This is a genomic window from Rubrivivax sp. JA1026, assembly GCF_011065555.1.
Taxonomy (GTDB): domain Bacteria; phylum Pseudomonadota; class Gammaproteobacteria; order Burkholderiales; family Burkholderiaceae_C; genus Rubrivivax; species Rubrivivax benzoatilyticus.
The window spans coordinates 72,769-96,891 of sequence record NZ_JAALCQ010000011.1; the positions used below are offsets into that span (position 1 = coordinate 72,769).

A 24,123-nucleotide genomic window follows, 5' to 3' on the forward strand; every position below is an offset into this window, starting at 1 on the left:
CACCATGCCGGCGCCGCGCGACCTCGTCGCCTCGATCCTCGTCGTCGACGACAGCGAGGTTCAGCGCCGGCACATCGCCGATGTCTGCCGCGAGTTCGGCTTCGGCCGCGTCGACGAGGCCGCGAGCGGCGAGTCGGCGCTCGAGATGCTCGCGACGCGGCCGCCGCCGCAGGTCGTCGTCGTCGACCTGGAGATGCCCGGCATGGACGGCGTCGAGCTCATCGAGGCGATGCAGCGCTGCGGCCTGTTGCTGCCGCTGGTGGTCGTGAGCTCGCACGAAGGTTCGCTGATCCACACCGTGGAGGCACTGGCGCGCGACATGGGCATGCCGGTGCTGGCCGCACTGCGCAAGCCCTTCGACGCCGAAGTGCTGGCCGAGGCACTGAGCCATGCCGACAGCGTCGCGCCGCCGCCGCGTGCGGAGCCGGTGGTCTTGCCGCCGGCCGAACACCTCGCCCGGGCGCTCGCGCGCGGCGAGGTCGCGGTGCACTACCAGCCCAAGGTCTGCCTGCGCACCGGGCTGCTGCGTGGTGTCGAGGCGCTGGCGCGCTGGCGCCACGCCGAGGCCGGTGAGGTGCCGGCGGGCCGTTTCGTCGAGCTGGCCGAGGCCAACGGCCTGATCGTCGCGCTCAGCTTCTCCGTCATCGACACCGCGCTCGGCCATCTCGCGCACTGGTGCTCGCGCGGGCTGCGGCTGTCGCTGGCGCTGAACCTGTCGCCGAGGCTGCTGACCACCACCGACCTCGTCGGCGAGCTGCTCGCGCGCGTTCGCGACCACGGGCTCGAGCCCTCGCAGCTCGTGCTCGAACTGACCGAAGGCTCGGTCGTCGCTGCCTACGACGGTGGCATCGGCGTGCTGACGCGGTTGCGGCTCAAGGGCTTCGGCCTGTCGATCGACGATTACGGTACCGGCTACGCGTCGATGAGCCAGCTCGCCCGCATCCCGTTCAGCGAACTGAAGGTCGACCGCCAGTTCGTGCACGGCGCCTCGAAACGCCATTCGCAGCGCATGCTGCTGGAATCGGCGCTGGAGACCGCACGCCGTTTCGACCTCGTCAGCGTCGCCGAGGGCGTCGAGCGCCTCGCCGACTGGCGCCTGCTGCAGAGCCTGGGCTGCGATGTCGTGCAGGGCTATTTCATCGCCCGGCCGATGGCGCCCGAATGTCTGCAGCCCTGGCTCAAGCTCCACCAGTCGCGGCTCGCCGCGCTGCGCCCGCCCACGATGCCGGGCCCATCCGACACATGATGCACGACCCTGTCATCACCGAACGCGAGTTCGAGCGCTTCCAGCGTTTCATCCACGAGACCGCCGGCATCCGTCTGTCGCCGGCGAAGAAGGCCCTGGTCAGCGGCCGGCTGTCGCGCCGCCTGCGCGAACACGAGCTCGGCAGCTACGAGGAGTACTACCGGCTGCTCGCCAGCGGCGAGCAGCCGGACGAGGTGCAGGCCGCGATCGACCTGCTGACCACCAACGAGACCTACTTCTTCCGCGAGCCTCGCCACTTCGAGCTGCTCGGCCGCCTGGCGGCCGAGGCGGCGGCCGCCGCCCGGCCGCTGCGCGTCTGGAGCGCCGCCAGCTCCAGCGGAGAGGAGTGCTACACGATCGCGATGGTGCTAGCCGAGGCGATGGGCAGCACGCCCTGGGATGTACTGGGCACCGACATCAGCTCCCGGGTGCTGGAGCGCGCGCGTCGCGGTCTGTACCCGCTGGAGCGCACCGAAGGCATCCCGCCTGCGTTGCTGAAGCGCCATTGCCTGCGTGGCACCGGCAAGGCCGAAGGCACGCTGCTGGTCAGCCGCGCGCTGCGCGAGCGCGTGCGTTTCGCCCAGGTCAACCTCAACCGGCCGCTGCCGGCGATCGGGCGTTTCGACGTCGTCTTCCTGCGCAACGTGATGATCTACTTCGATGCCGAGACCAAAGCCCAGATCGTCGCGCGCGTGCTCGGCCAGCTCGAGCCCGGCGGCCACCTGATGATCGGCCACTCCGAGACGCTGCACGGCGTCAGCGACGCGGTGCGCCAGGTCGCGCCGTCCACCTACGTCAAGCGCTGAGCCGCGACGGCCAATGAAGTCCATCCGCGTGCTCGTCGTCGATGACTCCGCCGTCGTGCGCCAGGTGCTGGGCGCGTTGCTCGGGGAGGTGCCCGACTTCGAGGTCACGACGGCATCGGACCCGCTGATCGCGATGGAGCGCATGCAGCGCACCTGGCCGGACGTCATCGTGCTCGACGTCGAGATGCCGCGCATGGACGGCCTGACCTTCCTGCGCAAGCTGATGCACGAGCGGCCGACGCCGGTCGTCATCTGCTCGACGCTCACCGAGAAGGGCGCGCGCACGACGATGGAGGCGATGGCCGCCGGTGCGGTGGCCATCGTCACCAAGCCCAAGCTCGGGCTCAAGCAGTTCCTGGGGGAAGCGGCGGCCGAACTCGCGGCCACGGTGCGCGGTGCCTCGCACGCGCGCTTGCTGCCGCGCCGCGCGCCCTTGGAGCCGCCGGCGGTGGTGGCCAAGCTGAGCGCCGATGCGGTGCTGCCGCCCGGCGGCACGAGGGCGATGTCGCAGACCACCGAACGCATCGTCGCGCTGGGGACCTCCACCGGCGGCACCCAGGCGCTGGAGCAGGTGCTGAGGGCGCTGCCGCGGGTCTGCCCGGGCATCGTGCTCGTGCAGCACATGCCCGAACGTTTCACCGCCGCCTTCGCCGAGCGTCTGGACCGAATCTGCGAGGTCGAGGTGCGCGAGGCGCGCCACCAGGACCGCGTGATCCCGGGCCGGGTGCTGATCGCGCCGGGCGGGCGCCATCTCGTGCTGCGCCGCAGCGGCGCCTACTACCACGTCGACGTCGTCGACGGCCCGCCGGTCAATCGCCACCGGCCCTCGGTGGACGTGCTGTTCCGCTCGGTCGCCCGGGCGGCCGGCGCCAACGCCACCGGCATCATCATGACCGGCATGGGCGACGACGGCGCCGCCGGCCTGCTGGAGATGCGCCATGCCGGCGCACACACGCTCGCGCAGGACGAGGCGAGCTGCGTGGTCTACGGAATGCCCAAGGAAGCGGTCCGGCGCGGGGCAGTCGAACGCTCCGTCGGTCTGGACCAGATCGCGCGCGAGATCGTCGCGGCGGGTTGACACGACATAAGCCCCTTCCGTCGACGATGACGGAACGTGACGGATCGTGCCCGTATCGGCCTGGCCATCGGGCCGCCGGTCCATCGAACCCTGGAACACCCCATGGCCGCCTCTCCGCCTGTTGTCCCGAGGCGCCGCCGCAGCGCCAAGGCGCGCGCCGAGTTCCGCAGTGCCCTCGTCCGGGAAGCCGGCCGGCTGCTGCGCGAAGGCGGCGCCGCGGCCGTCACGATCCGCTCGGTCACAGAAGCACTGGGCGTGTCGCAGATGGCTTTCTACACGTACTTCGAGAGCAAGGCGGCGCTGCTTCGGGCCTGCTGGCGCGACTCCCTCCTCGAACTCCAGCGTGCGCTTGTCGCCGCCGCCGCGCCGGGCGACGAACCATCGGCCGTGCTGCACGCACATGCCATGACCTTCCTGCGCTATTGGGAGACTCAGCCCGATCTCTACAGCCTTGTCTACAACCCTCGCCAGCCCGCGCGGCCGTCCGGCGAGACCGTCCGTGCAGAGGCCGTCTACCTGGAGATGCAGGCGCTGGCGCAGCGGCGCATTGCGGCCGTGCTCGGCTCCGGCGTGGCGTTCGACGACCCGTTGGTCGTCGAGTTGACTGCCCACGCTTTCACCAAGGTCGTCGGCTACCTGCACACCGTCATCGAGTTGCGGCGCCACGAGGGTGCCGAGCTCGACAGGCTGCGCGAGCGGGTTGTCAGTGACATCGTCGATGCCGTGCGGCGTTGCCGGGCCCCACGCATCGAAGATCGAATTTGAAACAACAAAAACACAGAAAACGCACCGATTGACAGCAGGATTCCTGCCTGGCGGTCGTCACGTCCCGTGACGGATTTCACGCCGACGCGGCTCGTGTGCGCCGCCCCGGTCGGCCGGACGCAAGACCCTGCCGGGTATGCCGACATCCAGCCCAGGGACCGTTGCGCGCCGCGCCCGGTCCGGCGGCTCGCCCACGAGGGGCGGGCACGATGGCGCGCCCACGACAAAGAGACCGATGCAACCCACGATCAACCGACTCGCCGTCGCCTTGTCGGCCTGCGGCCTGCTGTCCGTCGCCCAGGCCCAGGGCGCGCCCGAGTTCAAGTTCAGCGGCTTCGGCACCGTCGCCGCGGTGCATTCCAGCGAGGACCAGGCCGACTTCGTCGCCACCGTGTTCCAGCCGCGTGGCGCCGGTGCCAGCGACAGCTGGTCGTTCAACCCGGACAGCAAGCTCGGCGCCCAGGCCTCGGCGGTGTTCGGCCCGCAGTGGTCGGCGGTGGTGCAGCTGGTCTCGCAGCAGAACCACGACAACGACTGGGTGCCGCACCTGGAGTGGGCCAACGTCAAGTGGCAGGCCACGCCGGACCTCGCGCTGCGCGTCGGCCGCACCGCGCTGCCGGTGTTCCAGCTCAGCGAGACCCGCCTCGTCGGGTACGCCAACGCCACCGTGCGCCCGGCGCCGGAGATCTACCGCATCCTGCCGGTCACCAGCAACGACGGCGTCGACCTGAGCTGGCGCCACACGCTGGCCGGCGGCCGCAACACCGTGCAGGCCTTCTTCGGCACGACCAAGGTCGACCTGCCGACCGGCACCATCGAGAGTGACCGCAGCTGGGGCCTGGCCAGCACCTTCGAGACCGGCGACCTGGCGCTGCGCCTGGGCTACAGCTCGTTCAACGTTAAGATCGACGCCGACGGCGTGAACACGCTGAACGCCGGCATCGCCGCCTTCGGCACCGCCGCGGCGCCGCTGCCGACGGTGGCCGCACGCGCGGCCGTGCTCGCCGACCGCTACCGCACCGAGGACATGGCCACGCGCGTGCTCGCGCTGGGCTTCAGCTACGACCCGGGCCAATGGTTCGTCAGCGGCGAGGCGATGCGCTTCGACACCGAGAGCGTGCTCGCCGACACCACCGGCTGGCAGCTCGTCGGCGGCTGGCGCTTCGGCACGCTGACGCCTTACGTCGGCTACGCCCGCATCAAGGCCGACATCGACGAGGAAGCGGCGTTCGCCGCCACCGGCTCGGCGCCGCTGGATGCGGCCGCGGCCAACGTCGTCGGCGGCATCAACCGCACGCTGCAGGTGCTCAACGGCTCGCAGAAGACGGCCACCGTCGGCCTGCGCTGGGACTTCATGCGCAACACGGCGCTGAAGCTGCAGTGGGACCACACCCGCATCGACGAAGGCTCCTGGGGCCGGCTGACGAACTTCGAGCCCGGCTTCGAGCCCGGCGGCAAGGTCGACCTGGTCACCGTCGCGGTGGACTTCGTGTTCTGAGGGCGCAACGAAAAATGAAGAACCGTCATCTCCCGCTCGTCGCCGGCCTGCTGCTGGCCGCCTGCGCCGCGCGAGCCGAACTCGTCGTCATCGCCAACCCCGCCGTCGGCCCGCTGAGCAAGGAGCAGATCGCCGACCTGTTCCTCGGCAAGAGCAACGCCCAGACGCCGCTGGACCTGCCCGACGCGTCGCCGCAGTACGCCGAGTTCTACAAGAAGGCCACCGGCCGCGACGTCGCCCAGGTGAAGTCGACCTGGTCGCGCATCGTGTTCTCCGGCAAGGGCCAGGCGCCCAGGCAACTGCCCGACTCGGTGGCGGTGCGCAAGGCGGTCGCCGCCGATCCGAAGGCCGTGGGCTACGTCGAGAAGTCGGCCGTCGACGGCAGCGTCAAGGCCGTGCTGACGCTCGACTGACCCGTCGCCGGAGGGCTGCGATGAAGTTCAGGACCAAGATCTGGGCGCTGCCGATGAGCGCTGCGGCGGTGTTCGCCGTCGGCCTGCTGCTGAGCTGGTGGGTCGGCACGTCGACCTCGGCGTCGCTGCTGCAGCTGCGCGACGTCGACGGCCCGGCGCTGGAGCGTGTGCTGGCCGTCGACCGTGGCGTCGAGCAGTTCCGCATGACGCTGCAGTCGGCCGCCGCCGAGGGCGACGCCGACAAGCTCGACGAGGTGAAGGCGATCGTCGCCCGGGTGCACGCCGACTTCGACGCGCTCGGCGCGCTGGCCGGCCAGGCGGCCGCGGCCGGCGAGCTGAAGGCCGCGTTCGACGCCTACCAGGCGGCGGCGCTGGGTGCCACGCGGGCCATGCTCGGCCAGGGCGAGATGGGCGACCAGGTCACGCGCATGCAGGCTGCGCAGGCGGCGCTGGACAAGGCGCTGAAGGCGCGCACCGACGCCGCCCGCGCGGCGACGACGGCGCGCCAGGACGAGGCCGCACGCGGCACGCAGAACGCGGTGTGGCTCAACCTCGTCACCGGGCTGGTGGTGCTGGGCGTGCTCGGCGGCGTCTCGGCGGTGGTCGTGCGTTCGGTCTGGCGCGACCTCGGCGAGGAGCCCACCGAGCTCAAGCGCCTGGCGCGCAGCATCGCCGACGGCGACCTGCGGGTGCGGCCGGTGGTCGCTGCCGGCGACACCAGCTCGCTCAACGCCGACCTGGCCGCGATGGCGCTGCGGCTGCGCGACACGGTGGGCACGATCCGCGTCGCCACCGACTCGATCTCCACCGCGTCCGACGAGATCGCCACCGGCAACCAGGACCTCAGCCAGCGCACCGAGACCACGGCTTCGAACCTGCAGGCCACGGCCTCGTCGGTCGAGCAGCTCACCGGCAGCGTGCACCAGAGCGCCACGGCGGCGCAGCAGGCCGACCGGCTGGCGCACGAGGCGGCCGAGGCGGCACGCTCGGGCGGCGGCGTCGTCGCCCAGGTCGTGGCCAGCATGGACGAGATCAACGCCGCGTCGCGGCGCATGAGCGACATCATCGGCGTCATCGACGGCATCGCGTTCCAGACCAACATCCTGGCGCTCAACGCCGCGGTCGAGGCGGCACGCGCCGGCGAGCAGGGGCGCGGCTTCGCGGTCGTCGCCAGCGAGGTGCGCAGCCTGGCGCAGCGTTCGGCGCAGGCCGCGCGCGAGATCAAGGCGTTGATCACCACGTCCGGCGAGAAGCTCGACGGCGGCACCCGCCTCGTGCAGGAGGCCGGTGCGGCGATGCAGCAGATCGTCGACGGCGTGCAGCGCGTCAGCGCCATCATCGGCGAGATCAGCGCCGCCAGCAGCGAGCAGTCGGGCGGCATCGGCCAGGTCAACCAGGCTGTGGCCGAGCTCGACAAGATGACGCAGCAGAACGCCGCGCTGGTCGAGCAGAGCGCCGCGGCGGCGGCCAGCATGCGCCAGCAGGCGGCGACGCTGGCCCAGGCGGTGGCGGTGTTCCAGCTCGGCGCTGCCGATCGCGCCGGGGCCTGACCCTCGCTTGCCGACGCCCCGGGCCCGCGAGGGTGCCGGGGCGTCGCCGTTGTCGGCGGCGCTGCAACCGTTCCCCGCCCGCGCCGGGGCGATGTCGAGCCCCATAGTAGACTTTGGCGCGGTTTCCACCTTGCGCGTCGTCCGGCAGCGCGCCCGCCGCGTCGTCGTCCGTTCCCGTGTCCATGTCCGTTTCGCCGGCTTCCCCCCTGTTCGACCTGAAGAGCACCGCCTGGTGGCTCACCGCCCTGCGCCTGCACGTCGCCGACGCCGCCGCGCTGGGCGCCGCGCTGGACGAGCGTTTCGCCGACAGCCCGGGGCTGTTCGACGACGAACCGCTGGTGATCGACCTGAGCCCGCTGCGCGACGGCGAGGCCGTGCCCGACTTCGGCGCGCTGCTGCGCCACCTGGCGCGCCACCGCATGCGCGCGGTGGCCGTGCAGGGCGGCAGCGAGGCGCAGATGGCCGCCGCCCGCGAGGCCGGCCTGCCGCCGGCGACCGAACCCGAGACCCGCCCCGAGCCGCGCCCCGAGCCCGAACTGCGCGAGGTCGAGGTCGTGCGTGATGTCGTGCGCGAGGTCGAGGTGATCCGCGAGGTCGAGGTGCCGGTGCCGGCGGCCGCGGTGCCGACGATGATCGTCGACAAGCCGCTGCGTTCGGGCCAGCGTGTCTACGCGCGCGGCGGCGACCTCGTCGTGCTGTCGGTCGTCAGCTTCGGCGCCGAGGTCATCGCCGACGGCAGCATCCACGTCTACGCGCCGCTGCGCGGCCGCGCCATCGCCGGCGCGCGCGGCGACGTCAACGCCCGCATCTTCAGCACCTGCATGGAGCCGCAGCTCGTCTCGGTGGCCGGCATGTACCGCACGACCGAGACGCCGCTGGCCGACGACATCGTCGGCAAGCCGGCGCAGGTGAGATTGGAAGGCGAGCGGCTCGTCGTCGAGCCGCTGGCCGTGAATTGAGAGGGCGCGCCGAAGCGCCCGCCACCCCAGAGGAACCCCCAGCGATGACCAGAATCATTGTCGTCACGTCCGGCAAGGGCGGCGTGGGCAAGACCACGACCAGCGCCAGCTTCGCCTCGGGCCTCGCGCTGCGCGGCCACAAGACCGCGGTGATCGACTTCGACGTCGGCCTGCGCAATCTCGACCTGATCATGGGCTGCGAACGCCGCGTGGTCTACGACCTGATCAACGTGATCCACGGCGAGGCCAAGCTGCAGCAGGCGCTCATCAAGGACAAGAACTGCGAGAACCTGTTCGTGCTCGCCGCCAGCCAGACGCGCGACAAGGACGCGCTGGTGCAGGACGGCGTCGAGCGCGTGCTCGCCGAGCTCGCCGAGATGGGCTTCGACTACGTCGTCTGCGACTCCCCGGCCGGCATCGAGACCGGCGCGCTGATGGCGATGCACTTCGCCGACGAGGCGCTGGTCGTCACCAATCCCGAGGTCTCGTCGGTGCGCGACAGCGACCGCATCCTGGGCATGCTGTCGTCCAAGACGCGGCGCGCTATCGAAGGCCAGGAGCCGGTCAAGGAGCATCTGCTGATCACGCGCTACGACCCCGAGCGTGTCGAAGGCGGCCAGATGCTGTCGCTGAAGGACGTGCAGGAGATCCTGCGCATCCCGCTGCTCGGCGTGGTGCCCGAGAGCCAGTCGGTGCTCGACGCCAGCAACCAGGGCCTGCCGGCGATCCACCTGAAGGACACCGACGTCGCCCAGGCCTACCAGGACGTGGTCGCGCGCTTCCTCGGCGAGGAACGCCCGATGCGCTTCGTCGACTACCAGAAGCCCGGCTTCTTCAAGCGCCTGTTCGGCGGGAGGTAACCGCGATGTCCTTCCTCTCGTTCTTCCTCGGAGAGAAGAAGCAGACGGCGTCCGTCGCCAAGGAGCGGCTGCAGATCATCCTCGCCCACGAGCGCTCGGGCCGCGGCACGCGCGCCGACTACCTGCCGCAGATGCAGCAGGAGCTGATGGCCGTGATCGCCAAGTACGTGAAGATCGCGCCCGAGGACGTGAAGGTCAGCGTCGAACGCCAGGACAACTTCGAGGTCCTGGAAGTCAAGATCGAGCTGCCCGACGACATCCGCTAGGAGTCCGTGCGGCTTTCGCCGCACAGACTCCTAGCCTGCGGCTCTACGCACAGCTCCCCCGAGCCCCCTCCGGGAGGGTGCTCCAGCGTGTTCGACGGCACCCTCCAGCCTCCCTCCACGAGGGAGGCTCCAGTCAGTCCGACGAGCGGTTCTGCCCTTTGGGGCCGCGCAGAGCACCGCCATGTGCCGCCTCCTAGTCGTCTGCCGCGTCGAGGTCGCGCGCTTGGCGCGGCGGAACGCCGGCCAGCGGCGGCGGCAGGTCGTCGCCGGCGTGGCGGCGGCGGAACAGCGCCGCGCGCGCCAGCACCACGGTCGTCACCGGCGCGGTGATCGACAGCAGCACGACGGTCAGCCAGACGTGCAGCGACAGCTCGCCCTCGCGCGCCGTGAAGTGCACGATCGACGCCGCGGCCACCAGCCAGGCGGCCAGCGTCGAGGCCAGCGCCGGCGCGTGCATGCGGGCGAAGAAGTCGGGCAGCCGCCACAGCCCCAGCGCCGAGGTCAGCACGATGCCGCCGCTGGCCAGCAGCAGCAGCGCGACGACGAGCTCGGTCCAGACGATCGTCATTCGATGGCCTCCCCGCGCAGCAGGAACTTGGCCATCGCCACCGAGCCGACGAAGCCGAACAGCACCATCAGCAGCGCACCCTCGAAGTACATGCGGCTGTCGTAGCGGATCGCCAGCACCAGCATCATCAGCATGCCGACGACGTAGAGGAAGTCGAGCGCGAGCACGCGGTCCTGCGCGCTCGGGCCGCGCATCAGGCGGGCCAGCCCCAGCGCCATCGCCAGCGCGTACAGCGCCAGCGTCGCGGCGACCGCCCAGACGAGCAGGGGCGTCATCCGAAGATCTCCTTCAACGGTTGTTCGTAGCGCTGCTTGAAGTGCGCCACGAACTCGGCCTCGCCGACGAGGTCGAAGACGTGCAGCCGCAGCGCGCTGCGGTCCGGGGCCAGTTCGCACCACACGGTGCCGGGCACGACGGTGGTGATCATCGCCAGCGCCGCCAGGCCGTGCACGTCGCGCAGGTCCAGCGGCACGACGACGAAGCTGCCGCGCGGCGGCCGCCGCCGCGAGGACAGCACGCCGCGCGCGACGTCCAGCGCCGACAGCACGACGTCCACGCCGACGATGGCCACCAGGCGCATCACGACGAGCGGCCGGCGCACCGGGCCGCCCGCCGGGCGCAGCGGCGCCATCAGCACCGGCAACACCAGCGCCAGCAGCGCGCCCAGCAGCAGCGAGCCGGTCGACAGCGAGGGACGCAGCAGCAGCCACATCGCGAACAGCCCCGCCGACAGCAGCGGGGCGGGCAGCAGGCGCTTCATCGTGCGGCCTCCAGCGTCGGCTGCGGCAACGGCTGGGCGCGCAGCACGGCGTCGATGTACAGCGACGGCGTCTGCAGCGCGTCGGTCGCGGCGCGCGTGTACTCGAGCATCGGCTCGCCGAGCACGACCAGCGTCACCAGCGCGCCCAGCAGTGCCGCGACCGGCAGGCCCTCGGCCAGGCGCAGCGTCGGCGGCTGGCGGTCGCCCGGGGTCCAGAAGTGGCGGATGCCGATGCGCACCAGCGCCGTGGCGGCCATCAGCCCGGAGGCGATCAGCGTGCCGAACAGCACCCAGGCCGCCGGCTCCTGGCGCGGCAGCAGCGCCGACAGCATCGCCAGCTTGCCGACGAAACCCGACAGCGGCGGCAGCCCCGACAGCGCCAGCCCGCAGACGCCGAAGGCCACGCCGACGAAGGCCAGCGCCGCCGGGATCGCGCGGCCGATCAGCACCTGCTCGTCGTCGTCGAGGTTGACGATGGCCGGCGGCGCGGTGTCGACGAAGTCGGGCAGCGTCTCGTCGCCGGGGTCGGCCTGCGGCGGTGCGGTCTCGACCTGGCGCGAGCGCTCGAGCAGTTCGACGAGCAGGAACATAGCCGCGCCGGCCAGCGTCGAGCTGGCGAGGTAGTACAGCGCGCCGGCGGCGAGCGCCGTCTCGTGCAGCCCGATCGCCGCGATCAGCGTGCCCGAGGAGGCGATGACGCTGTAGCCGGCCAGCCGCCCCGGCTGCTGCGAGGCCAGCATGCCCACCGAGCCGTAGGCCAGCGTCGCGATGCCGCCCCAGGCCAGCAGCTCGGCGCCGTAGAACGCCGACGGGCCGGCGCTGTCGGGGAAACACAGCGTCCACAGCCGCAGCACGGCGTAGACGCCGACCTTGGTCAGGATCGCGAACACCGCCGCCGACGGCGCGCCGGCTGCGGCGTAGGCCGGCGGCAGCCAGAAGTTCAGCGGCCACAGCGCGGCCTTGGCGAGGAAGGCCACGCCGAGGATCGACGCGCCGGCCAGCAGCAGGCCGCGGTCGGAGTCGGGCACCAGCGCCAGCTTGCGCGCGATGTCGGCCATGTTCAGCGTGCCGGTCACGCCGTAGAGCACGGCCACGCCGATCAGGAACAGCAGCGACGCGAACAGGTTGATCGCGATGTAGTGCAGCCCGGCGCGCACGCGCTCGGGCCCGCCGCCGTGCAGCAGCAGCGCGTAGCTGGCGGCCAGCAGCACCTCGAAGAAGACGAAGAGGTTGAACAGGTCGGCGGTCAGGAAGGCGCCGTACAGCCCCATCAGCTGCAGCTGGAAGAGCACGTGGAAATACACCCCGGCGCGGTGCCAGCGGGCCAGCGAGAACAGCAGCGCAGCCAGCGCCACGCTGCCGGCCAGCACCATCATCAGCGCCGACAGCCGGTCGGCCACGAGCACGATGCCGTAGGGCACCGGCCAGTTGCCCGGCAGGTAGACGGCGTAGGCCGAGGGCGCGTCCCGGGCGTGCACGTGCATCAGCAGCACGATCGCGATGGCCAGCCCGGCGGCCGTGGACAGCGTGTTGACGACGGACTTGATGCCGCGGCGCTGTTCGCCCAGCAGCAGCATGCCGGCGGCCGTGGCCAGCGGCAGCAGCACCGGGGCGACGATCAGGTCGGCGGCGTTCATCAGCGCTCCTCCTGGCCGTCGACGTGGTCACCGCCGGACAGGCCGCGCAGCGCCAGCAGCACGACGAGGAAAAGCGCCGTCGTCGCGAAGCCGATGACGATGGCGGTGAGCACCAGCGACTGCGGCAGCGGGTCGGTGTAGTTCAGCAGGTCGGGCGTGACGCCGGGCACGACGATGGGTTCGCGGTCCACGGCCAGGCTGCCGACGCTGAAGATGAACAGGTTGACGGCATACGACAGCAGCGACAGGCCGATCAGCACCTGGAAGGTCCGTGGCCTGAGCAGCAGCCAGACGCCGGCGCCGCCGAGCACGCCGATGGCGATCGAGACGACGACTTCCATCAGGCCTCCTCCCGCGCCGCGCCAGGGCGGCGCTGCGCACGCAGCGACTGGTGGGCGATGGCCGTCAGCAGCAGCAGCGTCGAGCCGACGACGACGGCGAAGACGCCGAGGTCGAACAGCGCCGCGCTCGGCAGGTGCAGCGCGCCGATCCACGGCAGCGTCGGGTGCGCGGTGTGCGTCGTCAGGAACGGGTAGCCGAACCACAGCGAGCCGAGCCCGGTGCACAGCGCGACGAGCAGGCCGACGGCGATCCAGCGCGGCGGCTTCAGCGCCATGCGCTCCTCGACCCAGCGTGTGCCCGAGACCATGTACTGGGCGATGAAGGCGATCGACACCACCAGCCCGGCGACGAAGCCGCCGCCCGGCTCGTCGTGGCCGCGCAGGAACAGGTGCGCGGCGAACAGCGCCGCCACCGGCAGCAGCAGCCGCACCAGCACCGCCGGCACTTCCAGGTAGCGCTGCGCGGTGCCGCCGCCGTCGTGGTCGTCGGCCAGGTCGCTGGGGCCGTCGGGCGCGACGAGCTGCTGCTGCGTCGGCCGGTGGATCACCTCGCGCGGCGGGCGGAAGCGCCGCAGCAGCGCGTAGACCGTGATGCCGACGATGCCCAGCACCGTGATCTCGCCCAGCGTGTCGAAGGCGCGGAAGTCGACCAGCATCACGTTGACGACGTTGGTGCCGCCGCCCAGCGGCAGCGCGTTCTCGAGGAAGTACGGCGAGATGCTGAGCGGCGCGTGGCGCGTCAGCAGCGCGAAGGACAGCGCCGCCAGCCCGGCGCCGATGGCCAGCGCGATGACGAAGTCGCGCCGGCGGCGCCAGCGCGCGCGGGCGCCGATGCCCGGCCCGTCCTCCTCGAGCCGCTTGGGCAGCCAGCGCAGGCCGAGCAGGAAGAGCACGACGGTGACCACCTCCACCGCCAGCTGCGTCAGCGCCAGGTCGGGCGCCGAGAACCAGGCGAAGGTGATGCACAGCGCCAGCCCGACGACGCCCAGCATCGTCAGCGCCGCCAGCCGGTGGTACTTGGCCTGGAAGGCCGCGCCGACGGCGCAGGCCGCGCCGACGGCCCACAGCAGCACGAAGCCGGGCGTGGCCGGGATGCGCGCGCGGTCGCCCCACTCCAGCGGCACGACCAGCGCCGAGGCCAGCCCGGTCAGCCCGGCGGCGGCGACCATCGCCAGCAGCTGCGGCTGCAGCCGCTGCGTGCCGGTCAGGCGCAGCGCCCGGCGTGCCAGCGAGGTCACCCAGGCCAGCGTGCGCTCGAAGACGACGCGGCCGTCGTAGCGCCCGACCAGCGGTGCGCCGCGCCGCGGCCGGCGCTTGAAGGCCTCGGCATAGGAGATGTAGATGACGATGCCGCCGGCCATCGCCACCGCGCTCATGATCAGCGGCGTGTTCAGTCCGTGCCAGATCGCCAGGCTGTAGTCGGGCAGCGTGCCGCCGACGACCGGCCGCGCGGCCGTCTCCAGCAGCGGCCCGATGACCAGCGCCGGCAGCGTGCCCACCGCGATGCAGGCGAAGACCAGCAGCTCCACCGGCACGCGCATCCAGCGCACCGGCTCGTGCGGCTCGCGCGGCAGGCCGCGCGGCGCCGGGCCGAAGAACACGTCGTGGCCGAAACGCAGCGAGTAGACGACCGCGAACACGCCGGCCAGCGTCGCCGCCAGCGGCAGGCCGTAGCGCACCGCCGCGTTGTCGCCGACGTGCACCGTCTCGGCGAAGAACATCTCCTTGGACAGGAAGCCGTTGAGCAGCGGCACCCCGGCCATCGCCGCGCAGGCCACGATGGCCAGCGTGCCGGTGATCGGCATGCAGCGGTACAGGCCGTCGAGGCGGCGCATGTCGCGGGTGCCGGTCTCGTGGTCGATGATGCCCACCGACATGAACAGCGAGGCCTTGAAGGTCGCGTGGTTCATCATGTGGAACACCGCCGCGACCGCCGCCACCGGGCTGTCCAGCCCCAGCAGCAGCGTCACCAGCCCGAGGTGGCTGATCGTCGAGTAGGCCAGCAGCCCCTTCAGGTCGTTCTGGAACATCGCCGCCCAGGCGCCCAGCAGCAGCGTGGCCAGCCCGGCGCCGCCGACGATCCAGAACCAGGGCTCGGTGCCCGACAGCACCGGCCACAGCCGCGCCAGCAGGAACACGCCGGCCTTGACCATCGTCGCCGAGTGCAGATAGGCCGACACCGGCGTCGGCGCCGCCATCGCGTGCGGCAGCCAGAAGTGGAACGGGAACTGCGCGCTCTTGGTCAGCGCGCCGGCCAGCACCAGGCCGAGGATCCACGGGTACAGCGCGTGGCCGCGCACCGTGTCGCCGGCGGCCAGCACCGCGTCGAGCTCGTAGCTGCCGACGACGTGGCCCAGCAGCAGCACGCCGGCCAGCAGCGCCAGCCCGCCGGTGGCGGTGACGGTGAAGGCCATGCGCGCGCCGCGGCGGGCGTCGCGGCGGTGCGTCCAGTAGCCGATCAGCAGGAAGGAGAAGACGCTGGTCAGCTCCCAGAACACCACCATCTGCAGCAGGTTGCCGGAGACGACGACGCCCAGCATCGCGCCCATGAAGCCCAGCAGCAGCGAATAGAAGCGCGCCGCCGGGTCCTCGGGTGACAGGTAGTAGCGCGCGTAGACGATGACCAGCAGCCCCATCGCCGCGACCAGCATCGCGAACATCCAGGCGAAGCCGTCGAGGCGCACGACGATGTCCAGCCCGAGGCTGGGCAGCCAGCTCAGGCGCTCGACGACGACGCCGCCGGCGGTGACCTCGGGATACAGCAGCGCCAGCGGCACCGCGACCGCCAGCGCGACCAGCGCCGCCCACAGCGAGTCGAGGTTGCGCGCGTTCGTCGGCAACAGCGCGGCGACCGCGCTGCCGACGAAGGGCAGTACGAGCAGGATCAGCAGGGACATTGGGGCCCGAGTCTAGGGGCGAAGTGCCCGCGATCTGCGGTCGACGCCGGAAAACGGCGCGGATTCAAGGACTTGCGAGAAGTTCCGCGAGCCCGCTTGAAAGCCGCGCCGCCTTGACGCGGCGCACAGGCAAGCCCCCATCGAACGTCGGGCCGGCACGTGTTTTCCCAGAATGAAGCCGGCCCCGTCGCGTGGAGCGGGGCGTTGCCGAGGACGCGCGCATGCACCCGACCGCTCCCGTGATCGCCGCCACCGACTTCTCGCCGCAGGCCCGCCAGGCCGCCGAACGCGCCGCGCGGCTGGCGCACGAGACCGGCGCGCCGCTGACGCTGGTGCACGTGCTGCCTGGCGACGCGCTGGAAGCCTTGCGCGCCTGGCTGGGCAGCGACACCGTGCCCGAGCAGGCGATGCTGGCCGAGGCCCGCGCCGCGCTGGCCGCCCAGGCCGCCGAGCTGAAGGCGCGCCGCCACGTCGAGCCGGCCACCGTCTGCACCTCCGGCCCGGTGCTCGACGAGATCCTGCGCGAAGCCGACGAGCGCGACGCCGGGCTGCTGGTGCTGGGTGCACGCGGCAGCGGCTTCCTGCGCCGGCTGGTGCTGGGCAGCACCGCCGAACGGCTGATGCGGCGCAGCGCGCGGCCGCTGCTCGTCGTGCGCCAGACGCCCCACGAGCCCTACCGCCGTGCCCTGGTCGCGGTCGACTTCTCGCCCTGGTCCAGGGCGGCCGTGGCGCTGGCGCACCGCGTCGCGCCGCATGCGCAGCTGGTGCTGCTGGCGGCCTACGAGGTGCCGTTCGGCGAGAAGCTGCGTTATGCCGGCGTCGACGACGCCACCGTCGAGCGTTACCGCGAGGCGGCGCGGCTGGAGGCGACGCGCCGCGTGCACGCGCTGGCCGAGGACTGCGGGCTGCGCGCCGCGCAATGGACGCCGCGGGTCCTGGAGGGCGACGCCTCGCTGCGCATCGTCGAGCAGGAGGCCGAGCTGGGCTGCGACCTCGTCGTGCTCGGCAAACACGGCCGTTCGGCCAGCGTCGACCTGCTGCTGGGCAGCACGACGCGGCACGTGCTGGCCGAAGGCAGCAGCGACGTGCTGGTGTCGACAGCGCGCGACTGACCGTGGAGGTTCGGTCGCATCTACAGATGTTCACTCCAAATCTCGCAAAATAATCCGCGACAACTTGCGATATTCATAGGTGAAATGGATCGACTAGAATCTCGCAGATGAAGTCGCAGAAGATCGCCTGCTACGACGCGCCGCAGCACTTCGAGCCGCTGATGCCGGGGGCTTTGAAGCTGGAGCCGCTGCTCGAACTGGCGGGGGATCTGGTACGCGAGTCCGCCTCCCTTGGTGCTGCTGCAGCGCCGGCGGCGCGCAGCGAGCTGCGTGCGTTGCTGCGCAGCATGAATTCGTACTACACGAACCGCATCGAAGGCGAGCACACCCGCCCGTCGGACATCGAGCGTGCGCTGCTGCAGGACTACTCCGGCGACGCCGACCTCGCGCGCCGCCAGCGCCTGGCCGTGGCCCACATCGAGACCGAGCAGCAGTGCGAAAACCGGCTCGACGGCATGTTGGCCGAAGACCGTGACGCCGTTCCTCGCTGGCTGTATTCGGCCGAGTGCGTCCAGTGGCTGCACGAGAGCCTGTTCTCCGGGCTGGGCGAACAAGACCTGCGTCTGGCCGACGGCTCGCTGATGGTCCCCGGCCGTTTCCGCGAGCGCCAGGTCGCCGTGGGGCAGCACGAAGCGCCGCTGCACACCGCGCTGGACGCTTTCGTGAACCGCTGGGCCCAGGTCTACGGCAGCGTGCGCCGCGGTGAAGCCAGCATCGTCGCGGCGATGGCATCGCACCACCGTCTGGCCTGGGTCCACCCTTTCGCCGACGGCAACGGCCGCGTCTGCCGTCTGCACACCCATCTGGTGCTGCACGCCGCCGGGCTGACACACGGCTTGTGGTCGCCGCTGCGCGGCTTTGCGCGCAGCCAGGCCCGCTACAAACAACTGCTGCAAGCCGCCGACGAACACCGCCAGGGCGACCTGGACGGGCGCGGCAATCTCACCGAGGCCGGCTTCGTCGCCTGGATCGGCTACGCGCTGGAGACCTGCCTGGACCAGGCGCGTTTCATGCGCCAGATGCTGGACGTCGCCGACATCCAGGGCCGCATCGACGCCGCGCTGACCTTCGAGCAGTCGGCGCGCCAGTCCGGCGTGCGGCGCGAAGCGCTGCGGCCTCTGCATTACCTGTTCGTCACCCAGGCAGAACTGGCGCGTGCCGACTTCAAGGCGATGACCGGCCTGGGCGACCGCCTGGCGACCGGGCTGGTGTCGGCGCTGATCAGCCGCGGTTTCCTGCGGTCGGACACGCCGTACGGCAAGCTGCGTTTCGCCGTCCCGCAGCACGCGCTGCGTTTCTACTTCCCGAACCTCTGGCCGGAAGCCGAAGCCGAGGTTTGAGCGGGTTGCCTCAGGTTTGCGCCAACCCGGGGCGCGCATGACCTTGCTCAAGCTAGAGTCTCGCCTTTCGTCCGACTCCCGAGAGCGCATGAGCACGACCGAACTGCCGCCCATCCCCGCCTGGACCGCCGTCGCCGGCTATGGCGACATCGTCTACGAGAAGTGCGACGAGGGCATCGCCAAGATCACGATCAACCGCCCCGAGGTGCGCAACGCCTTCCGCCCGGAGACGGTGCAGGAGATGGAACGCGCCTTCGCCGATGCGCGCGACGACGAGAACGTCGGCGTGATCATCCTCACCGGCGCCGGCAAGGACGCCTTCTGCTCCGGCGGCGACCAGCGTGTGCGCGGCCACGGCGGCTATGTCGGCGGCGACGGCGTGCCGCGCCTGAACGTGCTGGACCTGCAGCGCCAGATCCGCACGCTGCCCAAGCCCGTCGTCGCGATGGTCGCCGGCTACGCCATCGGCGGCGGCCACGTGCTGCACATGATCTGCGACCTGACGATCGCCGCCGACAACGCGCGTTTCGGCCAGACCGGCCCGCGTGTCGGCAGCTTCGACGGCGGCTACGGCGCCAGCTACATGGCGCGCATCGTCGGCCAGAAGAAGGCGCGCGAGATCTGGTTCCTGTGCCGCCAGTACGGCGCGCAGGAGGCGCTGGACATGGGCCTCGTCAACTGCGTCGTGCCTTACGAGCGGCTGGAAGAAGAGACCGTGCAGTGGTGCCGCGAGATGCTGGCCAACAGCCCGATCGCGCTGCGCTGCCTGAAGGCGGCGCTGAACGCCGACTGCGACGGCCAGGCCGGGCTGCAGGAGCTGGCCGGCAACGCCACGCTGCTGTACTACCTCTCCGAAGAAGGCAAGGAAGGCAAGAACGCCTTCCTGGAAAAGCGCAAGCCGGACTTCCGCAAGTTCCCGCGGCTGCCGTGAGCGGCGCCAGCGCGCCGGAGACCGCCGCCGGTCGCGGCGCGGCGGCGGGTGGCGCGAGCGCCGGGCGCGGCGATACGCCGCTGGCCGGTGCGGTGGCCGACGTCGGTGCGCTGTCGATCCGCGCCGCGGCGCGCGAGGCCGGCGCCGCGCCGGCCGTCGTCGCCGAGGACGGCCGGGTCTGGACCTGGGCCGACCTGGCCACCGCGGCCGCACCGCGCATCGGGGCGCTGGCGGGCCATGCCGGCGGCGCGGTGCCGGTCGTCGGCCACAACGCGGTCGCCACCGTCGTCGAACTGCTGGCGCTGCTCGAGGCCGGCGTGCCGGCGCTGCTGCTGCACCCGCGTGCCACGGCCGCTGAACACGCCGCCGAGACTGCCGCCTGCGAAGCCGCCGGCGCCTTGCCGGCCGACGCCGCGGCGGTGATCTTCACCTCGGGCACCACCGGCCGCGCGCGCGGCGCGGTGCTGACCCGCGCCGCCTTCCGTGCGTCGGCCGCCGCGCACGCTGCCAACGTCGGCTGGCAGCCCGGCGACCGCTGGCTGCTGGCGATGCCGCTGGCGCGGGTCGGCGGGCTGTCGATCCTGACGCGCTGCCTGGCCGCCCGCGCGACGCTGGTGCTGGCGCCGCGTTTCGACGCCGCACGGCTGCCGGGGCTGATCGAACACGAACGCATCACGCTGGCGTCGCTGGTGCCGACGATGCTGGCGCTGACGCTGGACGCGCACCCGGGCTGGGTGGCGCCACCGTATTTCCGCACGCTGCTGCTGGGTGGCTCGGCGGCGTCGCCGCGGCTCTTCGCCCGGGCGCGTGCGGCGCGGCTGCCGGTCGTCGTCACCTACGGCTGCACCGAGACCTGCTCGCAGATCGTCGCCACGCCGTACGAAGCGCGTTTCGACGCCGAACCCTGGGGCTGCGGCACCGTGCTGCCCGGCGCCGAACTGCGTGCCGACGGCGAGCGCCTGCAGGTGCGCGGCGCGATGCGCATGCACGGCTACCTGGGCGAGCCGGCGCTGGACCCCGAGGCCTGGTTCGACACCGGCGACCACGGCCGCATCCACGCCGACGGTCATGTCGAACTCTTCGGCCGCCGCCACGACCTGATCGTCAGCGGCGGTGAGAACGTCTACCCGGCCGAGGTGGAGCGCGTGCTGGAAGCGCTGCCCGGCATCGCCGCCGCGGCCGTCTTCGGCGTGCCCGACGAAACCTGGGGCCAGACCGTCGCCGCGGCGCTGGTGGCCGACGGCACGCCGCCGGACGACGCCACGATCGTCGCCCACCTGGCCGCGCATCTGGCACGCCACAAGCGGCCGCGGGCGGTGGTCTGGGTCGATGCGTTGCCGGTCACGGCGGCCGGCAAGCCGGATCGAGGCGCGCTGGGGGCGAGGGTGGGGGAGTTGCGGGGGTTGAAGGCCTGATCCTGCTGGCGGGGCTCACGGCCTGTGGATCAACGGTGCGATGCGTTGCCGCTGTCCAGGCGGGCCGCCGCATACCGATCGGCAGCCACCGCCAGGCCGAGTAGAACACCGCCGACCAGCGCCACTCTCGGCGACGTTTCAAACCCGTGCACGAGGATGAACGTCCCGGCGAAGCCGAAGACGTACCCGGTCAGCCGCAGTGCGAGCCATCGGTGGCGGTTGCCGGTTGGCCGATAGATCAACCAGATGCCCGGAGCGGTCTCGGTCGCGGCGAACTCGTAGGCCTTGCCATCGGCCTCGACGAAGTACTGCGTCAGCCGCTGTGGCTTGCTGCCCGCCACCGGATCGTCGACCACCAGAGTTTCTTCGCCTCGTGTCTTCCACGGCCGGGACCACAGATCCGTGCCTGCGATCAGCAAGGATTGCGTCCGGGGGCCGTGGTGGATCAGCTTCCAGTCCATGACGAGACTTTCTTCAGGCCTGCGGCGGAAGACGAATCAGACGATTCAGGTCGTGATGGGGCGCGATGCGCGGGCCTCCGCGGGAAGTTGATTTGCCGAGCCATCGCGTCCTGACTCGCTGGGAAGTCTCTGTTGACGCGTTATGCCGAACCTGTGCCTGCTGACCAGGTGATACCAGCAGGGCTCACTACTGCGTCCATCTCGCCGGTGTCCGGTTCGATGCCCTGCTCCTGAAACCCTAGGCTTGCATAGAAGCGCTTGGCGGCCTCATTGGCAGGTTTGTAGCAGATGTGGATTTCTCTGGCAGACGCATCTGCGCAGATCTCTCGAAGCACGAGTTCGAGCGCTTGTCTGCCGTAGCCGCGGCCTTGATGGTCCGCGTCGATCATCAGCCTCCAGATGCCAAAGGTTCCCGGCTTCTCGTCAGTTTCCTCGGGCCGGCAGTACAAGATGAAGCCGATTACCTGCTCGTCGCCATAGATCGCGTGCGTTCGCAGTGCCGGATTCAGGCTTGCCTCGGCAATAGAGTAGGCGTTGCTGGCGAGGAAGTCGATCTGATGGTCAAGGAGTTTCAGACTGACAACGTCGTCGAGGTTCTGAATCGTGACTGGTCTTAGCGAGATTTTCATAGGGACAGAGAGTCAGCGATGTTTTAAGTGCCATCCCCGGTCTCGAAGGCCGCAGCAGGCACAAGACCATTCATAAATTCCGAAAAGGATGGCGAGATCTGAACGTCTTCCCCGCAGTCAACGTCCATCCAGGCGACGCTAGGCGCTGGGCCGCGCCGATAGTCCAGGGTGATCCACCAGTGCCCGTTTCCCGAAAGCAACACCTGCTTGGGCGGTAGGTCCCACTCCTTGGTCATATACGCGGTGCTCAGGATGTTCTGAGCGGTTTGTACGCTCTCGTCGGTGACGACTCCGAAGAGTTCATCCAGAGGAACGTGATCCGCTGCCCAGCTCGTGCGCGCCGGCATCGGATGTGCAAAGCCGTTGGTGTAGCCACCGTTCTGAATACGCAAGAGCGATATGAGCGCCTTTGGAAGCTTCACCTGCAGAACTTCCTCCGCTCTTCGTAGCATGTTGTCGGTCAGCGGCGGATGCCCGTAGTAATTTGTTCCCCAGAACGAAGCGGTCGGTATGGCCATGGGTGACACCTCGGGAGTGAAAGGGACAGTGCGTTTGCCGCCTTCCGAGTCGCTGGTATGGCGGAAGGGGGCAGGTCAATCCAGCCCGGCAAACCCAACCAGAACGCCTTCATCGAGCGATTCAACCGCAGCTTCCGCGAGGAAGTGCTCAACGCCTGGCTGTTCAACGCCGTCAGCGAGGTCCAGCTCGCGGCCGACGACTGGCTGACCGACTACAACGAATACCGTCCCCACGAGTCTCTGGGCGACCTGCCGCCGGCAGCCTTCAAGCCCAGGGTGTTCAACCAGGATGTCTCTACTTCTGAGCTGTCTACTTGACGGGGGAGCTTACGTCTGCACGCGGTCAGCGAACGTGTCGCTCAAGCCCGGGACATGATCGGTGTGGCAGGCTTGCGAGACGGGACAGCGTAAATCGACCTAGTTCAGTACTCGCCAAGGGCCAGCGCTTCGACGCCGATCGCGTCAGTAGCAAACCCGGTGGCGACGTCGCCGCAGCCTGCTGACGCGACCTACCCTGAACTCACCGACTTCCTCCAGGCGTGCGGCAGGAGATGCATCACACAGGTCGGACTAGTCCCATGTCGTGCCACAGGCTACGACGGATAGTGAACGGAGCCCCGCCGAGCGGTTCGTCTCTGGGCCCGCACGGCCAAGCCGTGCAACAAGGCCGTCTGTAGATGTGCAGTCTGTTCTCTGAGCCGATGCGGCCTTTCGGCGCACGCCTCAGCTGGAAGACGATTTACCGGAGCCTCCGCGTGTTGACTCGGCGGGACCTCCTGTAGATGGCTTAGGCAGCACCGGCTGAGCCTCGGCTGAGCTGTTGTGCTGCAGTGCAGATTGAATCGCCTCTTCAAGTGCGACGGCAAAAGAAGCGAATGGGCATGCAACAATCGTTCGATCCGCCCGATACCATCCGGACTGCACACCGATAACGCCGTACTTCCACTTGCCATCTTCATGCTTGAGCATGAAAACAGGCCCGCCGCTCATTCCGTCAATGTCGCGGACCGCCTCCTCGCCGCCATCGGCGAGGAGGGCGTAGAACTGGTTCTGCGAACGTGGGCCAGCAAGCGGTGGGGCAGCTGTAGAAGACAATGGCGCAGCGACAAAGCGTGCGGCTATGTTGGTTATGCCATCATAGGATACGCTTTCGGAAGGAATCCCCGCCAGCACCCAGTGATCGTGGTTCATGTCGGGCGTCGCCCATGCCGCCTTTTTTAGGGGTGAGATACCTCCGACTTCAAGTTGACGACGATAAAGCCCGCCAATGTGGACGGCGGCGTAATCTAAGCCTTGGTCCTCGTCTTCAATGACGCACCATTGGTCAAGCTGGAAATCATACGGAACGGCCATTCCATTGAACTTGTTGCCTGCCGTATGGTCCCCGAGGCGCCAGGCATCAAAAGTCGAGCCTGTTTTCTGCGCTGTGCGGATCCGGCGAAGAATGTGACCCGCAGTAATGTAGAACCACTCATCTGCTATTTCTACAACGAAACCGGAGAAGACCAGAACTTTCCGTATTTCGGAATCCGGCAAATCCTGAACACACGAGAGCGAGACAAAGTGCTGTCGGACGGAGTCGGCAACGCGAGTGGCAAGGTCAGACATCGTAATTTGAGCGGGGCGAGCCCGCGACAGTGTGGGTTGTGCGGCCTCACGCCAAAACTCGACCGCGTTATTGCCTCCGTTTCGCTACAGCAAGAACGGCGGCTGAAGAGCCTAGTTGGAACTCATGTGTAACCCATGATTTTGTTGAGTAGGTCAGCGAACCCGTTGGTGGCGGTGCCCACGAAGCACATAAGCGGGCCAAGCCAGCCAACCGCAGTACGAGACTTGATGTCTTCTTCGACGTAAGGCGGAGGTGGTTCTCCGAGTTTTTTCCAGTGCTCTGGGTCGAGGTGACTGAGGCCGGTGTCAGCCATGATGACGTGGCCCTTTATGTCTTTCCCAAGAATGCTGGGACGTGTCAGCGTAATAACGCCCTTGCAGATGACCAAGGCGCCGAAGCGGCTAAGCCACTGAAAGTTCTTGCAGCTCACGCTAAGGCAAACGCCGAAAACTAGTAGCGCGAGA

General features: G+C 69.9%; 25 protein-coding genes and 1 pseudogene. 15 read left to right on the top strand and 11 right to left on the bottom strand.

The features are described from left to right. Nucleotides 1-4 precede the first annotated feature (4 nt). The 10 genes from G5B56_RS17455 to minE all read left to right on the top strand — a co-directional run bounded on the left by G5B56_RS17455 (nucleotide 5) and on the right by minE (nucleotide 9,441). A complete protein-coding gene (locus G5B56_RS17455) occupies nucleotides 5-1,246 on the top strand; it encodes an EAL domain-containing protein (protein ID WP_164964045.1) in 1,242 nt (413 codons plus the stop codon). Next, nucleotides 1,246-2,052, top strand: a complete 807-nt coding sequence (locus tag G5B56_RS17460) for a protein-glutamate O-methyltransferase CheR (RefSeq protein ID WP_164964123.1) — start codon at nucleotides 1,246-1,248, stop codon at nucleotides 2,050-2,052. Before G5B56_RS17455 ends, G5B56_RS17460 begins: the two co-directional genes overlap by 1 nt. A 13-nt stretch (nucleotides 2,053-2,065) precedes the next feature. Then, nucleotides 2,066-3,130, top strand: coding sequence for a chemotaxis response regulator protein-glutamate methylesterase (locus G5B56_RS17465; protein WP_164964046.1), 1,065 nt, complete (start codon nucleotides 2,066-2,068; stop codon nucleotides 3,128-3,130). Between the two features lie 102 nt (nucleotides 3,131-3,232). Then, complete coding sequence (locus G5B56_RS17470) at nucleotides 3,233-3,895, top strand: TetR/AcrR family transcriptional regulator (RefSeq protein ID WP_164964047.1); 663 nt, start codon at nucleotides 3,233-3,235, stop codon at nucleotides 3,893-3,895. Nucleotides 3,896-4,130: 235 nt separating this feature from the next. After that, nucleotides 4,131-5,393 carry a hypothetical protein gene (locus G5B56_RS17475; protein WP_164964048.1) on the top strand — a complete coding sequence of 421 codons (1,263 nt, stop codon included), beginning with the start codon at nucleotides 4,131-4,133 and terminating at the stop codon, nucleotides 5,391-5,393. A gap of 14 nt (nucleotides 5,394-5,407) precedes the next feature. Further along, nucleotides 5,408-5,806: a hypothetical protein gene (locus G5B56_RS17480; protein WP_009858017.1), complete on the top strand. Its 399-nt coding sequence runs from the start codon at nucleotides 5,408-5,410 to the stop codon at nucleotides 5,804-5,806. A 20-nt stretch (nucleotides 5,807-5,826) separates the two neighbouring features. Beyond that, nucleotides 5,827-7,356, top strand: coding sequence for a methyl-accepting chemotaxis protein (locus G5B56_RS17485; protein ID WP_164964049.1), 1,530 nt, complete (start codon nucleotides 5,827-5,829; stop codon nucleotides 7,354-7,356). 182 nt (nucleotides 7,357-7,538) lie between these two features. After that, the gene (minC, locus tag G5B56_RS17490; RefSeq protein WP_206023545.1) at nucleotides 7,539-8,315 is read left to right on the top strand and encodes a septum site-determining protein MinC; all 777 of its coding nucleotides are present in this window, start codon (nucleotides 7,539-7,541) and stop codon (nucleotides 8,313-8,315) included. A 44-nt stretch (nucleotides 8,316-8,359) separates the two neighbouring features. Next, the gene (gene minD, locus G5B56_RS17495; protein ID WP_009858014.1) at nucleotides 8,360-9,175 is read left to right on the top strand and encodes a septum site-determining protein MinD; all 816 of its coding nucleotides are present in this window, start codon (nucleotides 8,360-8,362) and stop codon (nucleotides 9,173-9,175) included. A gap of 5 nt (nucleotides 9,176-9,180) precedes the next feature. Further along, nucleotides 9,181-9,441, top strand: a complete 261-nt coding sequence (gene minE, locus G5B56_RS17500) for a cell division topological specificity factor MinE (RefSeq protein ID WP_009858013.1) — start codon at nucleotides 9,181-9,183, stop codon at nucleotides 9,439-9,441. Between the two features lie 193 nt (nucleotides 9,442-9,634). Here minE and mnhG read toward each other — a convergent pair whose 3' ends face one another. From mnhG to G5B56_RS17530, 6 genes are read right to left on the bottom strand one after another with little or no spacing between them, the layout of a single operon-like run. Then, nucleotides 9,635-10,009, bottom strand: a complete 375-nt coding sequence (gene mnhG / locus G5B56_RS17505; RefSeq protein WP_009858012.1) for a monovalent cation/H(+) antiporter subunit G — start codon at nucleotides 10,007-10,009, stop codon at nucleotides 9,635-9,637. Then, on the bottom strand, nucleotides 10,006-10,284 hold the full coding sequence (locus G5B56_RS17510) for a K+/H+ antiporter subunit F (RefSeq protein ID WP_009858011.1): 279 nt from the start codon (nucleotides 10,282-10,284) through the stop codon (nucleotides 10,006-10,008). Before G5B56_RS17510 ends, mnhG begins: the two co-directional genes overlap by 4 nt. Next, nucleotides 10,281-10,769, bottom strand: coding sequence for a Na+/H+ antiporter subunit E (locus G5B56_RS17515; RefSeq protein ID WP_009858010.1), 489 nt, complete (start codon nucleotides 10,767-10,769; stop codon nucleotides 10,281-10,283). Before G5B56_RS17515 ends, G5B56_RS17510 begins: the two co-directional genes overlap by 4 nt. Continuing rightward, a complete protein-coding gene (locus tag G5B56_RS17520) occupies nucleotides 10,766-12,406 on the bottom strand; it encodes a monovalent cation/H+ antiporter subunit D (protein WP_206023546.1) in 1,641 nt (546 codons plus the stop codon). The genes G5B56_RS17515 and G5B56_RS17520 overlap by 4 nt, the downstream gene beginning before the upstream one ends. Then, nucleotides 12,406-12,747, bottom strand: coding sequence for a Na+/H+ antiporter subunit C (locus G5B56_RS17525; RefSeq protein ID WP_009858008.1), 342 nt, complete (start codon nucleotides 12,745-12,747; stop codon nucleotides 12,406-12,408). Before G5B56_RS17525 ends, G5B56_RS17520 begins: the two co-directional genes overlap by 1 nt. Then, nucleotides 12,747-15,644 (bottom strand): monovalent cation/H+ antiporter subunit A, encoded by a 2,898-nt coding sequence (locus G5B56_RS17530; protein ID WP_164964051.1) that lies wholly within the window; start codon nucleotides 15,642-15,644, stop codon nucleotides 12,747-12,749. Before G5B56_RS17530 ends, G5B56_RS17525 begins: the two co-directional genes overlap by 1 nt. A gap of 221 nt (nucleotides 15,645-15,865) precedes the next feature. Here G5B56_RS17530 and G5B56_RS17535 point away from each other — a divergent pair, with 221 nt between their 5' ends. The 4 genes from G5B56_RS17535 to G5B56_RS17550 all read left to right on the top strand — a co-directional run bounded on the left by G5B56_RS17535 (nucleotide 15,866) and on the right by G5B56_RS17550 (nucleotide 20,442). Then, on the top strand, nucleotides 15,866-16,756 hold the full coding sequence (locus G5B56_RS17535; protein ID WP_164964052.1) for a universal stress protein: 891 nt from the start codon (nucleotides 15,866-15,868) through the stop codon (nucleotides 16,754-16,756). A 107-nt stretch (nucleotides 16,757-16,863) separates the two neighbouring features. Next, on the top strand, nucleotides 16,864-18,096 hold the full coding sequence (locus G5B56_RS17540) for a Fic family protein (RefSeq protein ID WP_164964053.1): 1,233 nt from the start codon (nucleotides 16,864-16,866) through the stop codon (nucleotides 18,094-18,096). 88 nt (nucleotides 18,097-18,184) lie between these two features. Next, nucleotides 18,185-19,027: a 1,4-dihydroxy-2-naphthoyl-CoA synthase gene (gene menB, locus G5B56_RS17545; protein ID WP_132647874.1), complete on the top strand. Its 843-nt coding sequence runs from the start codon at nucleotides 18,185-18,187 to the stop codon at nucleotides 19,025-19,027. Beyond that, nucleotides 19,024-20,442, top strand: coding sequence for a class I adenylate-forming enzyme family protein (locus G5B56_RS17550; protein WP_164964054.1), 1,419 nt, complete (start codon nucleotides 19,024-19,026; stop codon nucleotides 20,440-20,442). The genes menB and G5B56_RS17550 overlap by 4 nt, the downstream gene beginning before the upstream one ends. 29 nt (nucleotides 20,443-20,471) lie before the next feature. On the opposite strand, the gene G5B56_RS17555 is transcribed toward G5B56_RS17550, so the two are convergent. The 3 genes from G5B56_RS17555 to G5B56_RS17565 all read right to left on the bottom strand — a co-directional run bounded on the left by G5B56_RS17555 (nucleotide 20,472) and on the right by G5B56_RS17565 (nucleotide 22,050). Beyond that, nucleotides 20,472-20,903 carry a hypothetical protein gene (locus tag G5B56_RS17555; protein ID WP_164964055.1) on the bottom strand — a complete coding sequence of 144 codons (432 nt, stop codon included), beginning with the start codon at nucleotides 20,901-20,903 and terminating at the stop codon, nucleotides 20,472-20,474. A gap of 140 nt (nucleotides 20,904-21,043) precedes the next feature. Continuing rightward, complete coding sequence (locus G5B56_RS17560; protein ID WP_164964056.1) at nucleotides 21,044-21,532, bottom strand: GNAT family N-acetyltransferase; 489 nt, start codon at nucleotides 21,530-21,532, stop codon at nucleotides 21,044-21,046. Nucleotides 21,533-21,555: 23 nt separating this feature from the next. Further along, nucleotides 21,556-22,050: an SMI1/KNR4 family protein gene (locus G5B56_RS17565; RefSeq protein ID WP_164964057.1), complete on the bottom strand. Its 495-nt coding sequence runs from the start codon at nucleotides 22,048-22,050 to the stop codon at nucleotides 21,556-21,558. A gap of 78 nt (nucleotides 22,051-22,128) precedes the next feature. On the opposite strand from G5B56_RS17565, the pseudogene G5B56_RS17570 reads away from it, so the two are divergent. Continuing rightward, nucleotides 22,129-22,368 (top strand): annotated as a pseudogene (locus tag G5B56_RS17570) (transposase); the annotation flags it as partial. Between the two features lie 405 nt (nucleotides 22,369-22,773). Here the strand turns inward: G5B56_RS17570 and G5B56_RS17575 are convergent. Both G5B56_RS17575 and G5B56_RS17580 read right to left on the bottom strand, forming a co-directional pair. Next, complete coding sequence (locus tag G5B56_RS17575; protein ID WP_164964059.1) at nucleotides 22,774-23,658, bottom strand: hypothetical protein; 885 nt, start codon at nucleotides 23,656-23,658, stop codon at nucleotides 22,774-22,776. Nucleotides 23,659-23,780: 122 nt separating this feature from the next. Continuing rightward, complete coding sequence (locus G5B56_RS17580) at nucleotides 23,781-24,089, bottom strand: hypothetical protein (protein WP_164964060.1); 309 nt, start codon at nucleotides 24,087-24,089, stop codon at nucleotides 23,781-23,783. Nucleotides 24,090-24,123 lie beyond the last annotated feature (34 nt).